General features: G+C 32.2%; 17 protein-coding genes and 1 tRNA gene. 4 read left to right on the top strand and 14 right to left on the bottom strand.

All coding sequences use genetic code 11. The features are described 5' to 3' along the window. Positions 1-110 precede the first annotated feature (110 nt). Entirely contained in the window at positions 111-2717 is a 2607-nt protein-coding gene (gene mutS, locus O9267_RS11590) for a DNA mismatch repair protein MutS (RefSeq protein ID WP_298179631.1), read from the bottom strand. Positions 2718-2873: 156 nt separating this feature from the next. Between mutS and O9267_RS11585 the strand changes: the two genes are divergently transcribed. Beyond that, positions 2874-3401: a DUF1573 domain-containing protein gene (locus O9267_RS11585; RefSeq protein WP_298179629.1), complete on the top strand. Its 528-nt coding sequence runs from the start codon at positions 2874-2876 to the stop codon at positions 3399-3401. Between the two features lie 166 nt (positions 3402-3567). On the opposite strand, the gene O9267_RS11580 is transcribed toward O9267_RS11585, so the two are convergent. From O9267_RS11580 to O9267_RS11545, 8 genes are all read right to left on the bottom strand, one after another. Continuing rightward, on the bottom strand, positions 3568-3942 hold the full coding sequence (locus O9267_RS11580; RefSeq protein WP_298179627.1) for a GxxExxY protein: 375 nt from the start codon (positions 3940-3942) through the stop codon (positions 3568-3570). Between the two features lie 115 nt (positions 3943-4057). Continuing rightward, a complete protein-coding gene (gene map / locus O9267_RS11575; protein WP_298179624.1) occupies positions 4058-4870 on the bottom strand; it encodes a type I methionyl aminopeptidase in 813 nt (270 codons plus the stop codon). A gap of 117 nt (positions 4871-4987) precedes the next feature. Continuing rightward, positions 4988-6379 (bottom strand): TolC family protein, encoded by a 1392-nt coding sequence (locus O9267_RS11570; RefSeq protein WP_298179622.1) that lies wholly within the window; start codon positions 6377-6379, stop codon positions 4988-4990. Next, complete coding sequence (locus tag O9267_RS11565; protein WP_298179620.1) at positions 6379-7725, bottom strand: HlyD family efflux transporter periplasmic adaptor subunit; 1347 nt, start codon at positions 7723-7725, stop codon at positions 6379-6381. The genes O9267_RS11570 and O9267_RS11565 overlap by 1 nt, the downstream gene beginning before the upstream one ends. A 5-nt stretch (positions 7726-7730) precedes the next feature. Next, positions 7731-9395, bottom strand: a complete 1665-nt coding sequence (locus O9267_RS11560; RefSeq protein WP_298179618.1) for an ATP-binding cassette domain-containing protein — start codon at positions 9393-9395, stop codon at positions 7731-7733. Positions 9396-9397: 2 nt separating this feature from the next. Beyond that, positions 9398-10069 carry a TetR/AcrR family transcriptional regulator gene (locus O9267_RS11555; protein ID WP_298179615.1) on the bottom strand — a complete coding sequence of 224 codons (672 nt, stop codon included), beginning with the start codon at positions 10067-10069 and terminating at the stop codon, positions 9398-9400. 4 nt (positions 10070-10073) lie between these two features. Continuing rightward, complete coding sequence (locus O9267_RS11550; protein WP_298179613.1) at positions 10074-10778, bottom strand: TerC family protein; 705 nt, start codon at positions 10776-10778, stop codon at positions 10074-10076. A gap of 10 nt (positions 10779-10788) precedes the next feature. Continuing rightward, a complete protein-coding gene (locus O9267_RS11545; protein WP_298179611.1) occupies positions 10789-11421 on the bottom strand; it encodes a leucine-rich repeat domain-containing protein in 633 nt (210 codons plus the stop codon). 175 nt (positions 11422-11596) lie between these two features. Here O9267_RS11545 and O9267_RS11540 point away from each other — a divergent pair, with 175 nt between their 5' ends. Next, complete coding sequence (locus tag O9267_RS11540) at positions 11597-12871, top strand: acetyl-CoA hydrolase/transferase C-terminal domain-containing protein (RefSeq protein WP_298179609.1); 1275 nt, start codon at positions 11597-11599, stop codon at positions 12869-12871. A gap of 140 nt (positions 12872-13011) precedes the next feature. Here O9267_RS11540 and gpmI read toward each other — a convergent pair whose 3' ends face one another. Continuing rightward, on the bottom strand, positions 13012-14529 hold the full coding sequence (gene gpmI / locus O9267_RS11535) for a 2,3-bisphosphoglycerate-independent phosphoglycerate mutase (RefSeq protein ID WP_298179606.1): 1518 nt from the start codon (positions 14527-14529) through the stop codon (positions 13012-13014). 107 nt (positions 14530-14636) lie between these two features. Beyond that, positions 14637-17072, bottom strand: coding sequence for a DUF5916 domain-containing protein (locus O9267_RS11530; RefSeq protein WP_298179601.1), 2436 nt, complete (start codon positions 17070-17072; stop codon positions 14637-14639). A gap of 245 nt (positions 17073-17317) precedes the next feature. Between O9267_RS11530 and O9267_RS11525 the strand changes: the two genes are divergently transcribed. Further along, entirely contained in the window at positions 17318-18040 is a 723-nt protein-coding gene (locus O9267_RS11525; RefSeq protein WP_298179599.1) for a murein L,D-transpeptidase catalytic domain family protein, read from the top strand. Here O9267_RS11525 and O9267_RS11520 read toward each other — a convergent pair. Beyond that, on the bottom strand, positions 18029-19729 hold the full coding sequence (locus tag O9267_RS11520) for a L,D-transpeptidase family protein (RefSeq protein WP_298179596.1): 1701 nt from the start codon (positions 19727-19729) through the stop codon (positions 18029-18031). The genes O9267_RS11525 and O9267_RS11520 overlap by 12 nt on opposite strands. A 6-nt stretch (positions 19730-19735) precedes the next feature. Continuing rightward, the gene (locus O9267_RS11515; protein ID WP_298179593.1) at positions 19736-20176 is read right to left on the bottom strand and encodes a GNAT family N-acetyltransferase; all 441 of its coding nucleotides are present in this window, start codon (positions 20174-20176) and stop codon (positions 19736-19738) included. Positions 20177-20311: 135 nt separating this feature from the next. Between O9267_RS11515 and O9267_RS11510 the strand changes: the two genes are divergently transcribed. Next, positions 20312-20384, top strand: a tRNA-Gly gene (locus tag O9267_RS11510). Positions 20385-20425: 41 nt separating this feature from the next. On the opposite strand, the gene pepE is transcribed toward O9267_RS11510, so the two are convergent. Next, positions 20426-21133, bottom strand: coding sequence for a dipeptidase PepE (gene pepE, locus O9267_RS11505; RefSeq protein WP_298179590.1), 708 nt, complete (start codon positions 21131-21133; stop codon positions 20426-20428). Between the last annotated feature and the right edge of the window lie 35 nt (positions 21134-21168).

Raw genomic sequence — 21168 nt, 5'->3', positions numbered from 1 at the left:
GTATTGCGGATGCAAATTTATAACATTAATTTAATTACACAAGGGTTTTGATTAAAAAAACTTTATAATTTACTAATGATTTGATTGCTTGAACTTTAAAAATTGCTTTTTTATTTTTTACCCAACATTCTTTTGATTTCGTTGAGTTTCATCATCGCTTCAATAGGTGTTAGTGTATTAATATCGAGGTTTAAAATCTCTTCTTTTATTTCTTCCAACAAAGGATCATCAAGATTAAAAAAGCTCATTTGCATTTCTTCCTTTTCAGCTTTTATTCCGTTTAAAGCATCATTTGAATGGTCTTTTTCTAGCTTTTTTAATAATTTTTGTGCTTTCAAAATTACTGTTTGTGGCATTCCAGCCATTTTGGCAACATGAATACCAAAACTATGAGCACTTCCGCCTTTTACTAATTTTCTAACAAATAAAACAGTGTCTTTCAGTTCTTTGACCGATACATTGTAATTCTGAATTCGGGACAACGATTCAGACATTTCGTTTAGCTCGTGGTAGTGAGTTGCAAAAAGCGTTTTAGGTTTTGATGGATGTTCGTGTAAATAGTCGGCAATTGCCCATGCTATCGAAATTCCATCATAAGTACTTGTTCCGCGACCTATTTCGTCTAATAAAACCAAACTTCTATCGGAAATATTATTCAAAATCGAAGCTGTTTCGTTCATCTCGACCATAAAGGTTGATTCGCCCATCGAAATGTTATCGCTTGCTCCAACACGTGTGAAAATCTTATCGATAACGCCCATTTGCAAACTATCAGCAGGAACAAAACTTCCCATTTGTGCCAACAAAACTATCAAAGCTGTTTGACGTAAAATGGCTGATTTACCCGACATGTTTGGTCCAGTAATCATGATTAATTGTTGTGTTTCTCTATCTAAAAAAACATCATTTGCAATATAAGGTGTTCCAACCGGCAATTGTTTTTCAATTACTGGATGACGACCATTTTTTATGTCTAATTCGTATGATTCATCTAGCGACGGGCAAACATATTTGTTTTCTATGGCTAATTGTGTAAACGAAGTCAAGCAATCCAACTGCGCAACCAAATTGGCATTGAGTTGAACTGGTTTTATATAAGTTGCAATCCAAGCTACTAATTGATCGAAAATTTCAGATTCGAGTTTGTATATTTTTTCTTCGGCACCCAGAATTTTGGTTTCATATTCTTTTAATTCTTCGGTAATGTATCTTTCGGCATTCACCAAAGTTTGTTTACGAATCCATTCTTCTGGAACTTTGTCTTTGTGCGTATTTCTAACTTCAATATAATAACCAAAAACGTTATTGAATGAAATTTTTAAAGAGGAAATTCCTGTTTTCTCAGATTCTCTTTTTTCAATTCCTTCTAAAAATTCTTTGCCCGATGTTGAAATAGCTCTTAATTCGTCAAGTTCAGCGTTTACGCCTTTTGCGACTGCATTTCCTTTTGCAACAGCAACTGGAGCTTCTTGATTTAGAGTTGATTTGATTTTTTCTCGTAGCAAATCACAACTATGCAAACTATCACCAATAATCTTTAAAGCTTCGTTTTTGCTCTCTAAAGCCAATGATTTTATTGGAATAATAGCATCAAGCGATTCTTTTAAATGAACAACCTCACGTGGCGAAACTTTTCCGGTGGCAATTTTGGAAATCAAACGTTCTAAGTCAGAAATTTGTTTGATTTGAAGTTGAATTTTCGACAGTACTTCTTTGTTTTCTTTCAAAAAAGAAACAACTTCGTGACGACTTCTTATTTTGTTGAGGTCTTTTAATGGTAAAGCCAACCAACGTTTTAGCAGTCGTCCGCCCATTGGCGAAAGCGTTTTATCGATTACATCTAGTAAGGTAACCGCATTTGGATTGTAACTATGGTATAATTCTAAATTTCTGATGGTAAAGCGATCCATCCAAACGTAGGCATCTTCTGCAATACGCGAAATATTGGTAATATGCTGAATTTTATTGTGTTGCGTTTCTGATAAATAATACAAGATCGCACCTGAAGCGATAATGCCATCGGCTAATTCTTCAATTCCAAAACCTTTTAGTGAATTGGTTTGAAAATGATTGGTTAAAGTTTCAAAGGCGTAATCTTCTTTGTAAATCCAATCTTCGAGATAAAAACTGTGGTAATCATCGCCAAAATTTTCTTTGAAATCACCTTTATTTTGTTTCGGAATTAAAACTTCACTTGGTTGAAAATTTTGTAATAGTTTGTCAATGTATTCTTCGTTTCCTTGAGCTGTTAAGAATTCACCTGTTGAAACATCTAAAAAAGCAATGCCGATATTTTTTTTGGCAAAATAAATCGAAGCTAAAAAGTTATTCGATTTGGATTGTAACACTTCATCATTCATCGAAACTCCTGGTGTAACCAATTCGGTAACGCCTCGTTTTACAATTGTTTTGGTCATTTTCGGGTCTTCTAATTGGTCGCAAATAGCCACTCGAAGACCTGCCTTTACTAATTTAGGCAAATAGGTATTTAAAGAATGATGCGGAAATCCTGCCAAAGCGGTTTCGGTTTCAGAACCAGCACCGCGTTTGGTAAGTACAATTCCTAAAATTTTTGACGCTCGAACGGCGTCTTCTCCAAAAGTTTCATAAAAATCACCTACTCTAAACAACAAACAAGCATCAGGATATTTCCTTTTAATCTCGTTGTATTGTTTCATTAAAGGAGTTTCTTTTACCGATTTTTCTTTTGATGACAAGGGAATTTTGATTTTAAATTGAGTTGACGAATTTAATTATTTATATTTAAAATTTAGCATTAACATTTCATTTAATAAAAATTTAAACTTCATTGTGAGTGTTGGCAAGTTTTTTGTATAAATTTGCTTCATTAAACTTTAAAACTTTTTAGAAAAATGAAAAAAATACTTTTAATTACTGTATTAGCAGCATTCGGATTAACGACTGCTTCTGCGCAAACAAAAGCTGTAGCAAAAAAAGCTAAAGCTAAAACTACTAAAACAATTACAACTACTAAAGGTGCAGCTATTGCTGAAGCAAAAAAAGAAGTTGCTAAAGTAACTGGTGCAGGAATGGTTTTTGAATCAGAAACTGTTGATTATGGAACAATTGCTCACAATGCTGATGGAAAAAGAGAATTTGTATTGACTAACAATGGTGACAAACCACTTATTATTACAAATGCTCAAGGTTCATGTGGTTGTACTGTTCCAACTTATCCAAAAGAACCAATTGCTCCAGGAGCTAAAGCGGTTATTGGTGTAAAATACGCTACTGATAGAGTTGGTAGTTTCCAAAAATCGGTTACTATTACAAGTAATGCTGAAGGTGCTGCTACAAAAGTATTGACTATCAAAGGAAACGTTTTACCAGACGAAACTAAAAAAGAAGAGCCAAAAGCAACTGAGTTAAAAGCGCAATAATTTTTGAAACTTATTCATAAAAAAAACTTCCTGAATTTCAGGAAGTTTTTTGTTTTATATGGATACCATATATTAATGAAAATTTTACACGAATTTCACTAATTTACACGAATTAGATTGAACTAATTATTTCACGAATTTTTAAACTTCGTTTATGGAATTTAATCTATAAAATAATTCGTTTATATTTTAAGCTGTCTTCTCCAAAATTTACTAAGAAGCCTAATTTGTTTTTGGATGATGCTAAATAATTTAATGTTTGTTTTGTGTCGCTAATAGTCAAATTAGATATTGCTTTTACTTCAAAAATTATTTCTTCGTAAACAACAAAATCTGCATTGTATTTTCTTGGTAGAATAATATCTTTATAATGAATTTTGTATTCTTTTTCTCTTTCAAATGGAATGTTGTTTATTCTAAACTCATATTCTAAAGCATCTTTGTATACAACTTCACTGTGCCCTTTTCCTAAAATTTTATGTACTTCCATACATAAACCAACAATTTTAAAAACTTCTTCTTTTAAATAAATTTCATTCATGGCGTATATTGATTAATGTCATTTTCGGCTTATAGTTTTATGTTTTTCACGTATAAATTAGTGAAATTTATGCGTAATAATAATTCGTGTAAATTGGTGAAATTCGTGTGGAAATCTATAGTTTTATGGAACGAAACTCATCTTCTTCATTACTCACAATTCCCAAAGCTTCATAAACATATTTGAAAGTTGATAAAATTTCAGGCTTTCCATTGATTAAAGCAACGTCGTGTTCAAAATGAGCACTTGGTTTTCCGTCGGCTGTTAGAATTGTCCAACCGTCTTTTAGTTGTTTTACGTTTTTTGTTCCCATGTTAATCATTGGTTCAATAGCAACAACCATACCTTCTACGAATAATTTTCCGCGACCTTTTTTACCATAATTTGGCATTTCGGGATCTTCGTGCATTTTGGTTCCCAAACCGTGACCAACCAATTCGCGAACAACACCATAACCATGACTTTCGCAATATTTCTGAATGGCACTTCCAACATCTTCAACACGATTACCAGCTCTAAATTCTTTTATACCAACATAAAGACTTTCTTTGGTAACCTTTAAAAGTTTTTTGACTTCTGGAGCAACTTCTCCAATTTCAAAACTATAAGCGTGATCGCCATAAAATCCATTTTTTAAAGCACCACAATCTACCGATATAACATCGCCTTCTTCAAGTGGTTTATTGTTTGGAACTCCATGAACAACTTGTGCATTTGGACTTACACACAACGTATTTGGAAAGCCATATAATCCTAGAAATCCTGGTATAGCACCATTATCTCTAATGAATTCTTCTGCAATTTTGTCTAATTGTAATGTTGTTACACCAGGTTTGATGATTTTTGCAACTTCACCTAATGTTCTAGAAACGATTAAAGCACTTTCACGCATTAATTCAATTTCTTCTCTTGTTTTTGGGATAATCATTTTTCTAAATTTCTTGATGCAAAAGTAACAAATTCAATTGCAATAACAATTTCAAATTCAATTGCAATAACAATTTCAAATTCAAAAATGATTTATGGAAATTAAAATAAACATTTATCAATCTGGATTAGCCATAATCTTAAACAATTCGGCATTCGAAATTAAATAACGGTTTTCTAAACTTAATTCTGATAATTGTGAGCTTACTAAGTTGTTTTCTCTCGAGTTGATTAAGAAAATTGAACTTTCTCCAAAAGAGAATAAACGCTCTTCTGAAGTCAACATCGTATTGTAATCTTTGACCAAATCACTTATTAATTTACGTTGTCTTTCTAACGAATTGATTTCGGTTTGTTGTGCGTTGATTTTGTTTTTAAGTTGAACGCGTTCTAAATCAAGTGAATATTTGGTGTCTTGAATTTTGAATTTCGCCAATTGTAATCCGCCGCGTTCTTTTCTTAGAAATAACGGAAAACTAAAATTCATACCGACTTTATAATTGTTAAAATTTGTATCATTCCAATAATTCGGTTCTGATAAATAGTGATAACCCAAATCTATTTTTGGTAACAAACTGTTGGCTTTTAGTTTGCGTTCTACTTCTAGAATATCCAATTTACTTTGAAGTGAATTGATTTTTGGATGGTTTTCTATCGAAATAGTTTCAACTAAAAGTTCGTTTGTTTTTAAAGTTTCTTTGATTGTGTTTTCAAGTTTTATCTCTGGAATTATGGTGTCTTGTAATTCCAAAGGAACATTGTTTTCAAGCCATAAGAAGTTGGACAATTCTAGTTTGGCTTTTGCCAATTTCAACTGCGAATCTTCAAGACTTAGTTTTCTATTTCTTACAATAATTCCGGCTTCAACACTGTCTATTGCTGGTTTGTCGCCGTTTTTTATTAAACTCGAAACACCTTTGAAGCGTATTTCTGCATTTTGCAAATATTCTGTATAAAGTTGTACTTCGCTGTAATTTCGTTTCCAATTAAAATAGGCGACTGATGCGTTGTATAAAACCTCGATGGCTTGTAACTTTCGTTCGGCTTGACTTAATTGGATTTGGATTTTTGCTTTTCGTAAATCGGCCATTCGTTGGTTTATCAATAATCCTTGTCCTAATGGAACTGTGATTCCAAGCGAAGTCAATCCTTGATTAGGAAGTGTATTTTGCGGATTTAAATAAACACCTTCGCTATTGTCAAAGCCTGCTTTTACTTCAATACCATACCATGTTGGAATCTTGAAACTGCTGTTTAAAAGCGAATAATATTCGGTGTCTTTAAATTGTTTTTTATCGAAATCTACTTTAATTTTTGGATCAAATCCACCACGTGCCATCATTAAATTAGCTTGAGCGCTATTGACTTCAAGGTTGGCACTTTTTACCATGGGATGGTATTTTTTTACATAGCCCAAATACTCATTGTAGGTGAGTTCTTGAAGGTTTTTTTCTTGACCAAAAACAAAGCTACAGAAAAACAGAAAGACTATAATTTGAACTTGTTTCATTACTTTTTCTCTTTTGATGTTTCGCCTTTTGGTTTGTAATAATTAGGTGGAAAACCATTTAATGTTCGCCATAATTCAAACCAAATAGGTACATTGTCTAGCAAAGCCAGTGTTTGCGCACCTGAACCAATGCTAACTTGTTTTGGCCAAGCATCTTCTTTTTCATCTGGTGCGATTAAAACTCGGAATTTTCCGTTGGGAGAAATGAAGTTTTCTATGGCTACAATTTTTCCTCCAAAGGTTCCGTAACTCATGTTAGGCCAACCTGAAAATACTATTGTTGGCCAACCATCGAACCAAATTCTGACTTTTTCGCCTTTGTGAATTAAAGGTAAATCAGTTGGTGAAACATAAGTTTCTACTGCGATGTCGTATTTTGAAGGCATGATGCTCACAATTTGAGTTCCTTCCTTAATAGTTTCACCAATTCCCGATTGAATGGCACGGTTTACATAACCATCTTGCGGTGCTTTTATGTAGTACATTCCGTTTCGAATTTGGTAATTTACCACTTGATTTTCAAGTTTATTTACTTGTGCTTCGGTATCATATTGGCTACTCAAAGCCGTGAATTGATCACTTTGTGCTTTTGAGGATTTCTCTGCATATTCGGCACTGATTCGGTTAATTTCAACTTTGGCGTTTATCAATTCGTTTTTACTTGCTAAAAGTTTGTTTTCTTGTGTAATGATTTTAGCTTCTACTTCTTGTAATTTCAATCTTTTTTCTTCGACATCAGTTAAAGGTTTTAGACCTTCTTTGTTTAATGTTACTGAACGATTGAATTGTGTGTTGGCGATTTTTATTTGGGTTTTTACAGCTTCCAAATCCATACTATCGCTTTTTACTTTTAAAATTCCTTGACGAATTTTATTTTGAGCTTGTTGTAATTTTAAAACGCGTTCGTTTTCAATGGCATTGATTTGAGCAGAAAGGGAAGTTACTTTTCCACCATAAGATTGTCCTGCCATTTTTTTAGCATCCACTTGGCTTTTGGTATTTTGAACTAAGTTTGGATCGAAATAATCTTCTTTAATTTCGGAAATGAACAAAATAGTATCACCTTTTTTTACAAAATCACCTTCTTGAACGTACCATTTTTCTATTCGTCCTGCAATTGCTGATTGAATAGTTTGTGGTCGTTGATTTGGTTTTAATGTAGTAACAGCACCTGAACCTGAGATATTTTGCGTCCAAGGAAGGAATAAAATTACAACTCCAAGTAAGGAAACATATAGGATTATTTTGTTCAATATCTTGTAATGAGGTCTGTTGGCAAGACTTCTTATAGTACTGTATTGATCAATTTTTTCGGTTATCGGATTTTTTTTAGAAATATTCAGCATGGCAATTATTGTTTTGTGTCAGCAATTATTTTTCCGTCTTTCATTTTGATTCTTCTTGAGCATCTTTGTTTCCAATACTCATTTTTAGAAGAGACAATTACGGTCCATTTGTTTTTGGCATCTGTAATAAAATCGATGATTTCTTTGGTTGCTTCTGCATCCATTTTGTCTAAAGGATCTTCAAAGAAAAGGATTTTAGGTTTACCCACAATGCTTCGAGCTAATAGAATTTTCTGTGCATTGGAAGACGATAACTGTCGTCCGTCTGGGAATATTTTAGTGTCTAATCCGTTTGGTAATGTTTTGATGAACGTTCCTAATTTTACGCTTTCAATCGCCCATTTTATGTCTTCATGCGGAACTAATGGATTGTTGAAAGTAATGTTTTCTAAAATAGTTCCTTCAAATGGCGTTTCGCCTTGCGTTATAGTTCCAATTTGCGAACGGTATTGTGCTAAGTCAATTTTGCGATAGGTATCGTCATTTATAAAAAAGGAACCCGAAGTTGGTTGCATTGCACCCGATAATATGCGCAAAAGTGTTGTTTTTCCTGAGCCATTATCACCTTCAAGGTAAATTTTTTCTGTTTGATCAATTTTTAAATTTATTTTATCTAGAACATCATCCATAGAATCTGGAAATTTGAATCGAAGGTTTTCAGTTTCTAAAGTGATATTGGTAAAACAATAATCTTGATTTTTAGATTGAGGTTCTTCAATATTTAAATCTACAATTTGACCAATTTTTTCTACCGAAGTTAACACATCATAAAGACTTTCTAATCCTACAATTAATTTTTCAACCGAGTTGATTACTAACAAAATAATGATTTCTGCGGCTACGAATTGACCGATATTCATCTTTTGATTTAAAACTAAATAACCACCAATTAACAATAAAGCTGCTGTTATAATTACTTTGAAAACAATAAGTTGTGAAAATTGTCTTTTGATTACTTTAAAATGTTTTTCTCTATAATTTAAATATTCATCTACTAGGATATTGTTTTTGTTTAAAGCAAAATCAAAGTTGTCTTGTTTTCTAAAACTGAAATTATTTCGAGCTATTTCTTGCAACCAACTCGCAACTTTATACTTGTATTTTGATTCTTTCAAACTTGAAGCAAGTCCTGAATTGTACGAGAATTTAAATATAGAATAGAGCAACACAAGTAGTAAAACTCCGAAAAAAATAAAGAAAGGATGATATAAAGACAACAGAATTATTCCGAATAGAATTTGTAAAAGTGCCGTAGAAAAATCAATTAGTAATTTTGAAGTTCCTTTTTGAATCGAAATAGTATCAAAAAATCTATTGGCTAATTCTGGTGGATATTGGTTGTAGAGTTCTTCAAATTTAATTTTAGGCAAACGATAGCTGAATTCAAAAGAGGAACGAACAAATATCTTTTGCTGTAAGTTTTCGGTAATTCTTAGTTGCATTAAGGACAAAATTCCAACTAAAGCTACACCAATTACCACAATTACCACGAGTACAACCCATGATACACTTACTTGTCCTGCTTGAATTAAGTTTATAATAGCTTGAATTCCTAATGGTAATGATAAACTTACTAATCCTGCAAAAACAGCATAAAAAACTATTTGAGAAATATCTCTCTTATCTAGTTTTAGTAAATTAAAATAACGTTGTAAAGGTGATTGATTCATGATTATCTTAATGTGTTTTCAATTAGATTAATATAAAAATCTGTTGGAGAAACGTTTTCGTTACAATTAGTAATCGTTTTTAAATGATCTTTCAAAAAGTGCTGGTGCAATGCGCCTTCTACAATAGACGATGCTAAACTTTTGGCAAAAGCATATTGCGGATTTACTTCGTTAATCATTTCAATAATTCGGTTGATTACTCTTTTGTAAACTAGAAAAAAACCTTCTTTATTTTCTTCGTCTACTTCTTTGGTAAGTAAGGTTTTAGTGAATTCTTGTATGATTATTTTATTTAAAACAGATTCATTAATATGCAACGTTGTTGAATCGTCTTCTACTTTTTCGGTAACAATGGTAATGCCTTTTTTTAATCGTTCCATCGGATTGGAAACGTTGGTTGTGGCAAATGCTAATTTGTATTCTATCCAGCCCCAATACCATGAGGAAAGATATAACATTAGTTTGTGTTTGCTCTCAAAATAACGATAAATAGAACTTTCGTTGGAACTTATTTTTTCACCTAATTTTTTGAAAGTAAAGTTTTCAAATCCGATTTCGTCAATTAGTAGAATACTTTGTTCGATAATTTTTTTGCCCAATTCTGATGTTTCAGGGTTTTTTACGTACAATTTGTCGTTGACAGAAATGATGATATTTGAAAGTATATTTTGCATGATATTAATCTTTTTTAGTAGTATTCGGAATCGTTTTCATTTGGATTACATCTACTAAAAAGGCAAATGCCATTGAAAAATAGATGTATCCCTTAGGTATTTCAAAGTGGAAGCCTTCTGCAATAAGTGAAACTCCAATCATCATTAAAAAACAAAGTGCTAATATTTTGAAAGATGGATGTTTAGAGATAAACCCACTAATTGGTTTAGAGGCAAATAACATAATGATTACGGTTACAATTACAGCAGTATACATTACCCAAAGTTCGTCTACCATACCAACTGCAGTGATAATTGAATCTATTGAAAAAACTAAATCTAACAGAATTACTTCACCCAAAAGCTTGCTAAAATTCCCTTTTTTTGGAAGTTCGGCTTCGTGTGAATTTGCGATTTCTGTTTTGTGATAAATCTCTTTGGTGCTTTTGTAGATTAAAAATAATCCTCCTAAAATTAGAATTAATCCTTTTCCGGTGAAGTCAATTTCAAAAAGTGAGAATAACGTTTTATCTAATTTTAGTATCCATGAAATAAAAGCAAGTAAAGCCAATCGCATTACCATAGCTAAACCAATTCCCCAAAAACGGAGTTTGTTTCTCTGACTTTCTGGAAGTTTATCGGCAAGTATCGAAATGAAAATGATGTTGTCTATTCCTAGAATTACTTCTAATGCAATTAAGGAAAGTAAAGGTATTAAAGCATCTATCATGATTGTATTTTTAGAAGTTTATTTTAAATCCGAAGTTTAGGTTTTTCATATCCTGTAATTCAGGTTTGATGTTGTTGTCTTTTAAATCAAGATATTTTAAATGATCTAATGATTGAATTTCAGGAATTTTTTTAAAATTATTTTGATTTAGGTACAAGTTTTCTAAGTTTTTAAACAATAAAATTTCGCTTGGCAATTTCGATAAATTATCATTTTCAAGATGTAACGATTTTAACTTAGGCAGTTTTGCCAAAATTGACAGCGTTTTAGGAAGATTCATATTCTTTTCATCATTCAAATAGATTTCTTCCAAATTGGTCAAATTTGAAAACTCCTCTGGCAAAATTGTAAAATCATTTCCGCTCAAGTCAATCGTTTTTAGTGATTTAATTTTTGTAATAGCAATTGGAATTTCTTTTAAATGATCGTTCTTTAAATTTAAATATTCCAAATTTATAAATCGTAACCATTGCTCACTTGAAATAGAAATATCTTGGTTGCTAAGGTTTAAACGAAAAACTTTTTCAGGACTTTTTAAGGCATCATTTAGTGTTGTAAATTCTTTTTCTTTTTCATTGTTTTGACCAAAAGATAAGTTTGACAATGCAAGTAATAACGCTAATATGTAAAATATTTTTTTCATGATTAATATTGTTTAGTATTAATAACAGCAAAGTTAAGTGCAAATATAATAGTAATACTATTGATTATGAAATTTTAACTTTTATTTAATAAATTATAGATTCATATTTTGAAATGAGTTTTATCATATTTCATACTAATCAAACCTCGTATATTTGCTTAAAATTAAAAAAGGTATGAGTAAATATGTTACTGCAGCCGAAGCTGTAAAAGTCGTAAAATCTGGAGATAGAGTTTATCTTCAAGCTGCCGCAGCAGCACCAACTATATTAGCAAACGCATTAACCGAAAGAGCCTCAGAATTAAGAGACGTAGAGGTCTGTCACCTTCATATAGAAGGAGAAGCTCGGTATGCTAACCCCGAATTAAGAGACAGTTTTCATGTGAATTCGTTTTTTATGGGAGCCAATGTTCGTCATACTCTTAAAGCAGGAAATGGTTCATATACGCCCGTTTTCTTGAGTGAATTGCCTCATCTGTTTCGTAAAAATGTTTTACCACTTGATGTCGCTTTCATACACGTTTCGCCTCCAGATAGACATGGTTATTGTTCGCTCGGTGTTTCTGTAGAAGCAACCGTTGCCGCAATTGAGAACGCAAAAGTTGTTGTAGCGCAAGTAAATCCGCAAATGCCAAGAACTTTTGGCGACGGAATTATGCACGTTTCCGAAATTGATTATTTAGTTGAGGTTGATACCCCAATTTACGGTCACGATGTTGTTCCGTTTACTGACGAAGAAGAAAAAATTGGAGGCTATATTGCTTCTTTAATTGAAGACGAAAGTACGCTTCAAATGGGAATTGGTTCTATTCCAAATGCTGCTTTAAGCAAATTGACAAATCATAAAAATCTAGGTTTACACACCGAAATGTTTTCTGATGGTGTAATCGATTTAATAGAAAGTGATGTAATCAACTGTAATTATAAAGGAACTTTACGCGGAAGAGTTTTAGCAACTTTCTTAATGGGTTCAAAACGTTTGTATGATTACGTTCACGATAATCCATTTATCGAAATGAAAGAATCTTCAATGGTAAATGATACGGCAAGAATTAGAAAAAATCCAAAAATGGTAGCTATAAATTCAGCTATCGAAGTCGATTTGACAGGGCAAGTTTGTGCCGATTCTATTGGGCCACAAATGTATTCTGGCGTTGGAGGACAAATGGATTTTATCCGTGGAGCATCATTAAGTGAGGGTGGAAAAGCAATAATTGCCTTGCCATCAACTACCAAAAAAGGATTGAGCAGAATTGTTCCTTTCTTAAAACAAGGCGCTGGTGTTGTAACCACAAGAGCACACATTCACTATGTAATTACCGAAAACGGAATAGCCGATTTATACGGAAAAACATTGAAACAACGTGCTGCCGAATTGGTAAGAATTGCACATCCAAATCACCAAGAAAGCATCGAAAGAGAGTATTACGAATTATTCAATAAAATGTAGTAGGAGCGAATAGCTTGGGAATTTTTGTTTTCCCTTTTCCTGCTATCCATTACAATAAAAAAGTCCCGAAACACTCGGGACTTTTTTATTTTCATTGCTATCAGGGCTAGATAGGTTTTGTCTTTTGCTAAATCAGATTTTTACAACAACGAATGTTGTGTCATCACAGCGGGTTTTTCAATTCCCATCAACTCTAAAATAGTAGGAGCGATGTCTCCCAAAACGCCATCATGAATTGTTTTTAATTCTTTGTCAACTAAAATAATTGGCACTGGATTAGTTGTGTGTGCTGTGTTTGGAGAACCATCAGGATTAATCATGGTTTCACAATTTCCGTGGTCAGCAATTATTATTGTAGTGTAATTGTTTGCAAAAGCTGCTTCTACAACATCTTTTACACAAGCATCAACGGCTTCACAAGCTTTTATTGCTGCTGCCATAACACCTGTATGCCCAACCATATCGCCGTTAGCAAAATTTAAACATACAAAATCAACTTCGCCTTTGTTTAATTCTGGAACAAGTGCATCTCTTAGTTCATAAGCACTCATTTCTGGTTGCAAATCGTAAGTGGCAACTTTTGGAGAATTTCTCAAAATTCTAGTTTCGCCTACAAATGGAATTTCTCTTCCGCCCGAAAAGAAGAATGTAACGTGTGGATATTTTTCAGTTTCGGCAATACGAATTTGAGTTTTTCCTGCTTTTTCTATAACTTCTCCAAGTGTTTCTGTCAAATTATCTTTGTCATAAATCACATGTACATTTTTATAGGTATCATCATAATTGGTCATTGTAACATAGTACAAGTTCAATTTATGCATATTTTGCTCGTGGAAATCTTCTTGCGAAAGCACTTCTGTCAATTCACGACCTCTATCAGTTCTGAAGTTGAAGAAAATTACAACGTCATCATTTTGAATAGTTGCTACTGGTTTGTCATCGCCATCAACCATTACAATTGGATCAATGAACTCATCAGTAATGTCGTTTTTATAACTTTCTAAAACACTCAAAACAGCATCTGTTGAATGTTTTCCTGTTCCGTTTACCAGTAAATCGTAAGCTATTTTTACTCTTTCCCAACGTTTGTCTCTGTCCATTGCATAATATCTACCTACAACAGAAGCTAATTTTGCTTTGGTATCGTAAATATAATTATTCAAATCTTCAAGATACAAAGAACCCGATTTTGGGTCAACATCACGACCATCTGTGAAAGCATGAACATAAACTTTATCTAAACCATATTCTTGTGATGCATCAATCAGTCCGCGTAAGTGCGAAGTATGCGAATGCACTCCGCCATCAGAAAGCAAACCTAATAAGTGAACGGCTTTGTTATTTTCTTTTGCGTATTTGAATGCAGCGACTAATTCTGGTTCGTTGTGTAATGTTTTATTTTCAACGGCTAAGTTGATTTTTACTAAATCTTGATACACAATTCGTCCAGCACCAAGATTCATGTGACCAACTTCAGAATTTCCCATTTGACCTTCTGGCAAACCTACGTTTAGACCATCAGTTCTTAGTTGCGCACTCGGATATTTGGTATATAAACTATTGATGAAAGGTACATTGGCATTGTCGATTGCTGAAACTTTTGGGTCTGGAGATTTTCCCCAACCATCAAGAATCATCAGTATTACTTTTTTGTTCATTGTGATAGTATTTTACACAAAGATAAGCATTTGCAAAACCTGAATTGAAAAGAACAGGGTAAAATTTAACTAAAAAAAACGAAATCGATTTAGTAATTACTAAAAGATTATTTTTTAGAAAACCAATGTTTAGCCGAATTATAATCAATAAAATAGCGAACACTAATAGAGAAAATGTGGTCTAGATTTTGGTGGTTTAAAGATTTTTTTATGTTAGCATCAAATTTGTTATCTACACCGGTAAATTTATCTTCTTCAGTAACACTATTGTTTCTATATAAAACACTTACTTGACTTCCAGGGGCAAACCACCAAGAATAAGACAAATCTAAATTCCAAGTGTTGTAATTTCTACTGTAATCTTGAGGATTAATCCCGTTGGTTTGTATACTTCCATCGTTTTGCAACGTACTTATACGGTTATAGGTCGCATAAGATAAATAGTGGCGCAAAGAAAGGTTTAAGTTCATTACATTATTGAGCGAAAATTTACTTGTAACAGAATTTGTAATAGTTGTTCTGTCTCTACGACCCATATAAACATCACTCGAATTATCATCTTTGTTTGTAACAAACCCAATATCATTTTTTTGTGCTCTTATAAAGAAATCATATATCAGTGAAAGTTTATCTGAAAATCGGTAACGTGGCATAATTTCCATACTGTATGTTGCACGTTTATCTTCATTTATAATAGTTACCGATGGATTTAGATCAATAGCAAATTTTCTATTGAAGTTAGATGAAAAATATATATAACCGTTTGCATATTTAGGAAGTGTAAGAAAACGGGCTTCATTGAAAGAACGTGGTTCGTAAAAATCAGAAACTTCTACAGGTCTAAATGATAATCCATAACCTAAATAATCATTTTTTCTACTAGTCGTATTTATGTTTGTGTTAAAAGTAAATTCTTGAACTCTTCCTGTTCTATTATCAAATTCTGAATAAGCATTGTTGAAAATACTGAATCGATTGAATCTTTTTGTGGGATTCAGAATTCTATAGCTAAAATTACCATAAAGAGCATGATAATGCGTTATAAAATTAATTCCCATATCATTATTATCATAATCGTTAGAAGTATATTCACCACCGATTCCATATCTGTATTTGCCAGCAGTTTCATTAAATTCTAAAAATGATTTTGTTCCAAATTTATCTGTATAATCATTTACGGCACTATAATTATTGTTGCCTAAGATTTGAAAAGAATTTTGTTTGTTTCTTAAATCAAAAGATAATCCGGTAACATTGGCATCTCTAAATTCTCCATTACGAGTTACGTTAGTGTTTATTATCGATACTGACGAATTTTGATTAAATCGCTTATCTACCACAAGAATGTTGTAATTTGCCAATGGCTCAGATACGGCTCTACGATTTTCTCCTGATGTTGTATTGTTTATAGTAGCATAAGTTTTTTCGGTAACGGCATTTAAGAACCCAATTCCTAAACCATCTTTAGTTCTTCCTGAAATTTTTAAGGCATTTAATAAATTTACTTTTGAAGGATTTTCTACAAATTCTTCATTTTCGTCAAGTTCTGGAGTAGTCGATGGTTCGCCACCGATCCTTCTTGAATAGAATAAATTTCCTTTGCTAAAAAGTTCTGTGCCTTCTGTAAAGAAAGGTCTGTTTTCTGCAAATTGTTGTTCAAAAGCCGTAAGATTTAATTCAACTTTATCAAAAGCTGTTTGTCCAAAATCGGGAACCAAAATAGCATCGAGAGTAAAAGCGTCGTTAATGCCATATTTAATGTCTAATCCACCTTTGAACTCACCTTTGGTTTTTTGATATTCATTAGCATTTAAGTAAAAAGAAGAGTAAGGAATAAAAAACAGTCTGGTTGGTGGTTTTATATTCTCAATACCTTCAAGTATTCCTGCCTGAGTTGCTTCAGTGGGTATTTTGGTATCAATTAGATTCCAAGTATAGTATTGTCTTTCGCGACGAAATTCTCTAAAAAGATTCAATCCCCAAGTCTGTTTTTTTTCTGGAGAAAAACGCAAGGCTGCATAGGGAATTTTCATTTCAACTGTCCAGCCAATGTCAGTAATTTTTACTTTGCTCGCCCAAATAGCATCCCAAGAGCCATCTTCGCCATTGTCATTTGTGTATAAATAGTCTTTTTGAACTCCGGCAGCCGTCACGTAAAATCTAAATTCTTGTTGTCCGTCGTTAAAACCATTAAAAAATATTCCAAATTGATCTGCAACTGCTTCTGCATCACGGTTGGATATTTCTTTTAAAATTTTGTTAGGTTCATTGTCATACAAAGTTGCTGCCACATAAATTGCTTCGTTATCATAAGCTATTTTAACTTCTGTTTTGCAATAATCTGCTTCTGGTTTACCATTATCAGGATCATATTTTACAAAGTCTTTAGCAATTGATGCTGTTTTCCAAATTTCTTCGTCAAAAACACCATCAATAGAAATTGCTTCATTTGTAAACTTGGTTGAGTATGTTTTTTTTTGCCCATGTACCAAAAAACAAAAAAACATAAAATAGATAAGGTAATTGAATTGCAAACGGTTCATGAGCTGTTGGTTAGTTGAGCAAAAGTAGCCAATTTATCGAAATTTCCTACTGTTTCATTAAAATTTTTTATTGGCTTGGTTTTTGGTATTTAACTTCTAATAGTAATGGTATTTGAGTATGTGGCTTGCGCTTAAACGTTAAATATTGATTTTAATCGATGTTTTATTGTTGAAAAATTTGTTAATAAAAAATTTGTTTCTATATTTGTCGCCCCAAAACTATTTAACTACTAAAAGATTAACCTATGAATTTTAAACTGATTCTGTTTTTTGTATCGTTTTCATTGTTTTCTTTTACTGCAAAAGAAGCAAATGTAAAAATCACTTCGCCATCTTCCTTTTCTTCGATGACGTCATTAGATAAAATGTTGTTTATTGAAGAAGTTTATAACAATCTTGAAACTAATAAAAATGCATTGCCTAAACTAAAAAGTTTTGAAAAAGGCTTGTTAGGTTTTTATGCTTTGAAAGAACAAGGCAAAATCAGAAAGAATATCCTAACCATAGTAGATTATAGTTTACCATCTTACCAAAAAAGATTGTGGGTAATAGATTTGAACGAAAATAAAATACTTTACAATACTTTAGTTGCTCATGGTGTTAACTCGGGAAAAGTTTATGCAAGCAAATTTTCTAACAAAGCAGATTCTAATAAAAGTAGTTTAGGTTTTTTTGCAACAGGCGAAACCTATGTTGGAAGCCACGGATTGTCATTAAAACTTGACGGTTTAGAAAGAGGAATCAATCACAAAGCTAGAATGAGAGATATTGTGGTACATGGAGCTCCTTATGTTTCTAATGCTTATATAAAGTCTAATAAGAATAAAATTCTTGGAAGAAGCCAAGGTTGTCCTGCTTTACCTCAAAAATTGAGCAAAAATATTATCAAGACTATTAAAAACAAATCTTGCTTATTTATCTATGCGCCTGATAATACTTATGCTAAAAAAAGTAAATTAATAGTATAAGTAAGCAAATAGGTCAGAATCTCTACAGTATATATCCTCTCTAAACTGTAAAACTCCATTGTTTTGCCAAGCTGTCCAGTATAATTGATGAACAAAAATATCATCTTTTATACCTAAAACAATTGTTTTTAATTCAGGATTAACAAACTTTTTGGGTGTAATTACTAAAAGTGGATTTTTTGCCAATCTTGCGGCATCTTTTTTTGCTTGTTCATTAAACTTTTCTTTTTTCAGTTTAATATAATGGTTAATATTGGTAGTATCTTGAATTTTTTCAAGAGGCCAATTCTCTTCATCATTAAGAATGTATTCTGCCATTTCTAAAGGTTTTTCAAGTCTCACACAACCCGAACTTAATGCACGATAAGTAAATTTGAAATAATCTCTATGATTAGTATCATGCAGATAAACAGAATATTTATTTTTAAAATTGATTTTCATCAACCCCAAGGCGCTATTTCTTCCAGGTAATTGAACATAATGATATTTGTTCGCGTCTTCTATTTTCCATTGCCATGGGCTGATTTCTTGTTTTTTCCAATTGTAAATTTTTAATTTATCCTTGTTAAATTTGTTTCTGTCTTTTATGGCATCAGGAAAAACATCTTCTGCCAAAATAGTGGGTGGCACAGTCCAATTAGGATTCAAATTGATATTTGATATTTTAGACTCTAAAACTGGTGTTTGACGTGTTTTTTTTCCAACTACTACTCGTTGTTTTTGCATTGTATCACCATCTTTTATAGCAACCAAACTATAATCTGGAATGTTGATTAATAAATAATTTGATCCAAAATCTTTTGCATACCAACGCCATCTTTCTAGATTTGCGCATACTTGTTTAATACGCTGTTCTCTTGTAAAATTCAATACTTCTATTGTGCCTGCACCTACAACACCATCAGGATATAAACCATGTCTTTTCTGAAATTTTTTTACACCCGCAACGGTTTCTTTGTCATAAACATTCGATAACGAATCGGTAATTACGGCGTCTTTCCAGTAGTTAATCTTTCTCTTTAGTAGCACAATGGCTTTGTATGATTTTCCTGGAATTAATTTTGGAGTTTTCGAATCAAAATTTTCTGTTTTAACTTTTGGATAGGCTTTAAGAATTCTTAAACTTTCTTTTAAGTTTTTATACATTGGATGACTTGGCTTACAGTCTTCAATAATATCCGAAAAATCATTTTTATCAATACAATCTTTTAAAATCGAATTTACATCAACAATTTTTTCTTTCAAGTCATAATCATCATATACCACAAGCGGATTTACTTTTCCTTTGCTGATGTGGGAAATGTAACTTTGCATGCTTTGTGTGAGCAACAAATCGTAATTTACTAATTGTTCATCGGTCAAATCATCATAATTGCTTTCATTTTTTTTAATAGAATTATACCAATAGTCAATAGGGTCTAATCCTTCATTTTCGGCATTTCCAATTTCTTGAAGTACAAAATTTCTATGTTCTTCTGATTGCCAAACGGTTTGGTAATTATAGTTTTTGTAAAAATCTATTAAGAGTTTGTTTTCAGTATCATTTAAAGCAACAGAATCAATTTTTATTTTATTTTCAAATAGATTCAAATCAAAAAAAGAAGCATTATCGTTAGAAACAATTCCTTTAGTGGGTTTCTGACAACTTGTAATTGCGATAAGTAAAATAAATAAGTAAAGTTTATTCATAAGCAATTATGCTAACATTTTATACATTACATAATGGCTGCCAATACCATCAATTATAAAAGAATTTCCATGTGTTGAATAACCTAATTTTTGATAAAATTCAACCGCATTTTCTCTTGCATTGAACCAAATTAGATTGCTATTTTTTGTCAAAATATAATTTTCACAATAAAGAACCAACTCACGACCAAAACCTTTTTGTTGAAAATCATCTAAAACCGCCATTCCGCGAATTTGATATTGATTTTCGGGTACAAAAATATCGCTTTTATTTTGAAATACAGATACAATTCCTACTATATTTTTATCAATAAACAGACCAAAATGAGCTGTTGTCTCCAAATCATCACCATCAAAATGGCAAGATTCTATAGGTTTTCCTTGTCTCAACACAGCATTTCTAACAGTATAAGTCTGTTTTGAAGCAATTTTTTGAATTAATTTCATTGCAAAAATGTTTATAACAAATTAAAAATAAATCTCTTAGCTAGTCCAAATATAAGAATCAAAATTTAGCCGAAAAAAAAATTAAAAAAAATTTGCATCCAAAGAAACAAATCTATTATATTTGCACTCACAAAAGCGGAAGTAGCTCAGTTGGTAGAGCTCCAGCCTTCCAAGCTGGTTGTCGCGAGTTCGAGCCTCGTCTTCCGCTCTGCAAAAAACCTCTAATTAACGTTAGAGGTTTTTTTTATTCTAACTCCAATCTCCCAACTCAGCTCCTGGCTCCAATTCTTGAGGCGATTTGTTTTGTTGAAATAATCTTGCTGTAAGTTCGCCTTTCAAAATGATTTTAGAACCTTTTACGTCTAGCCAACTTCCTTCTCTTAATCCCAAAACTGGTAAAGAATTGTAGGCGTGAAATTCTTTTATTCTAGTTTCACGGGTTTCACCCATATGTTTACTTTGCAAATCTGGATCTAAATAATGCGGATTCAAATTAAAAGGAATCGCTCCCAATGTTTCAAAACTTGGCGGATAAACTATCGGCATATCATTGGTAGTTTGCATCGATACACCTGTAATATTACTTCCAGCACTTGTGCCAAGATAAGGAGTTCCGTTTTCTACGGCTTTGGCTAAAACAGACATTACTTTGTTTTCATATAGTTGTGTGACCAATACAAAAGTGTTGCCGCCACCAGTAAAAATTCCTTCCGCATTTTCAATAGCCTCTGCTGGATTTTCATATTCGTGAAGTCCTTTTACTTTTTTATTTATTTTAGCAAAAGCAACACTAACTTTTTCGGTATATTCATCATGCGAAATGCCACTTGGTCTGGCATAAGGAATGAACAAAATGGTGTTGCATGAAGCAAAATGATTTTCTAATGTAGGTAATAAATAGTCAAGATATTCGCCACCATGAACGGTTGAGGTGCTGGCTATAAGTAGATTTTTCATTTTCAATTTAAATTTTCATCAAATTTACAAATTAA

This window comes from Flavobacterium sp. (assembly GCF_027531705.1).
Classification (GTDB): Bacteria; Bacteroidota; Bacteroidia; order Flavobacteriales; family Flavobacteriaceae; genus Flavobacterium.
The sequence above is the reverse complement of the archived record's forward strand: the minus strand, read 5'-3'. Positions and strand labels throughout refer to the sequence as shown.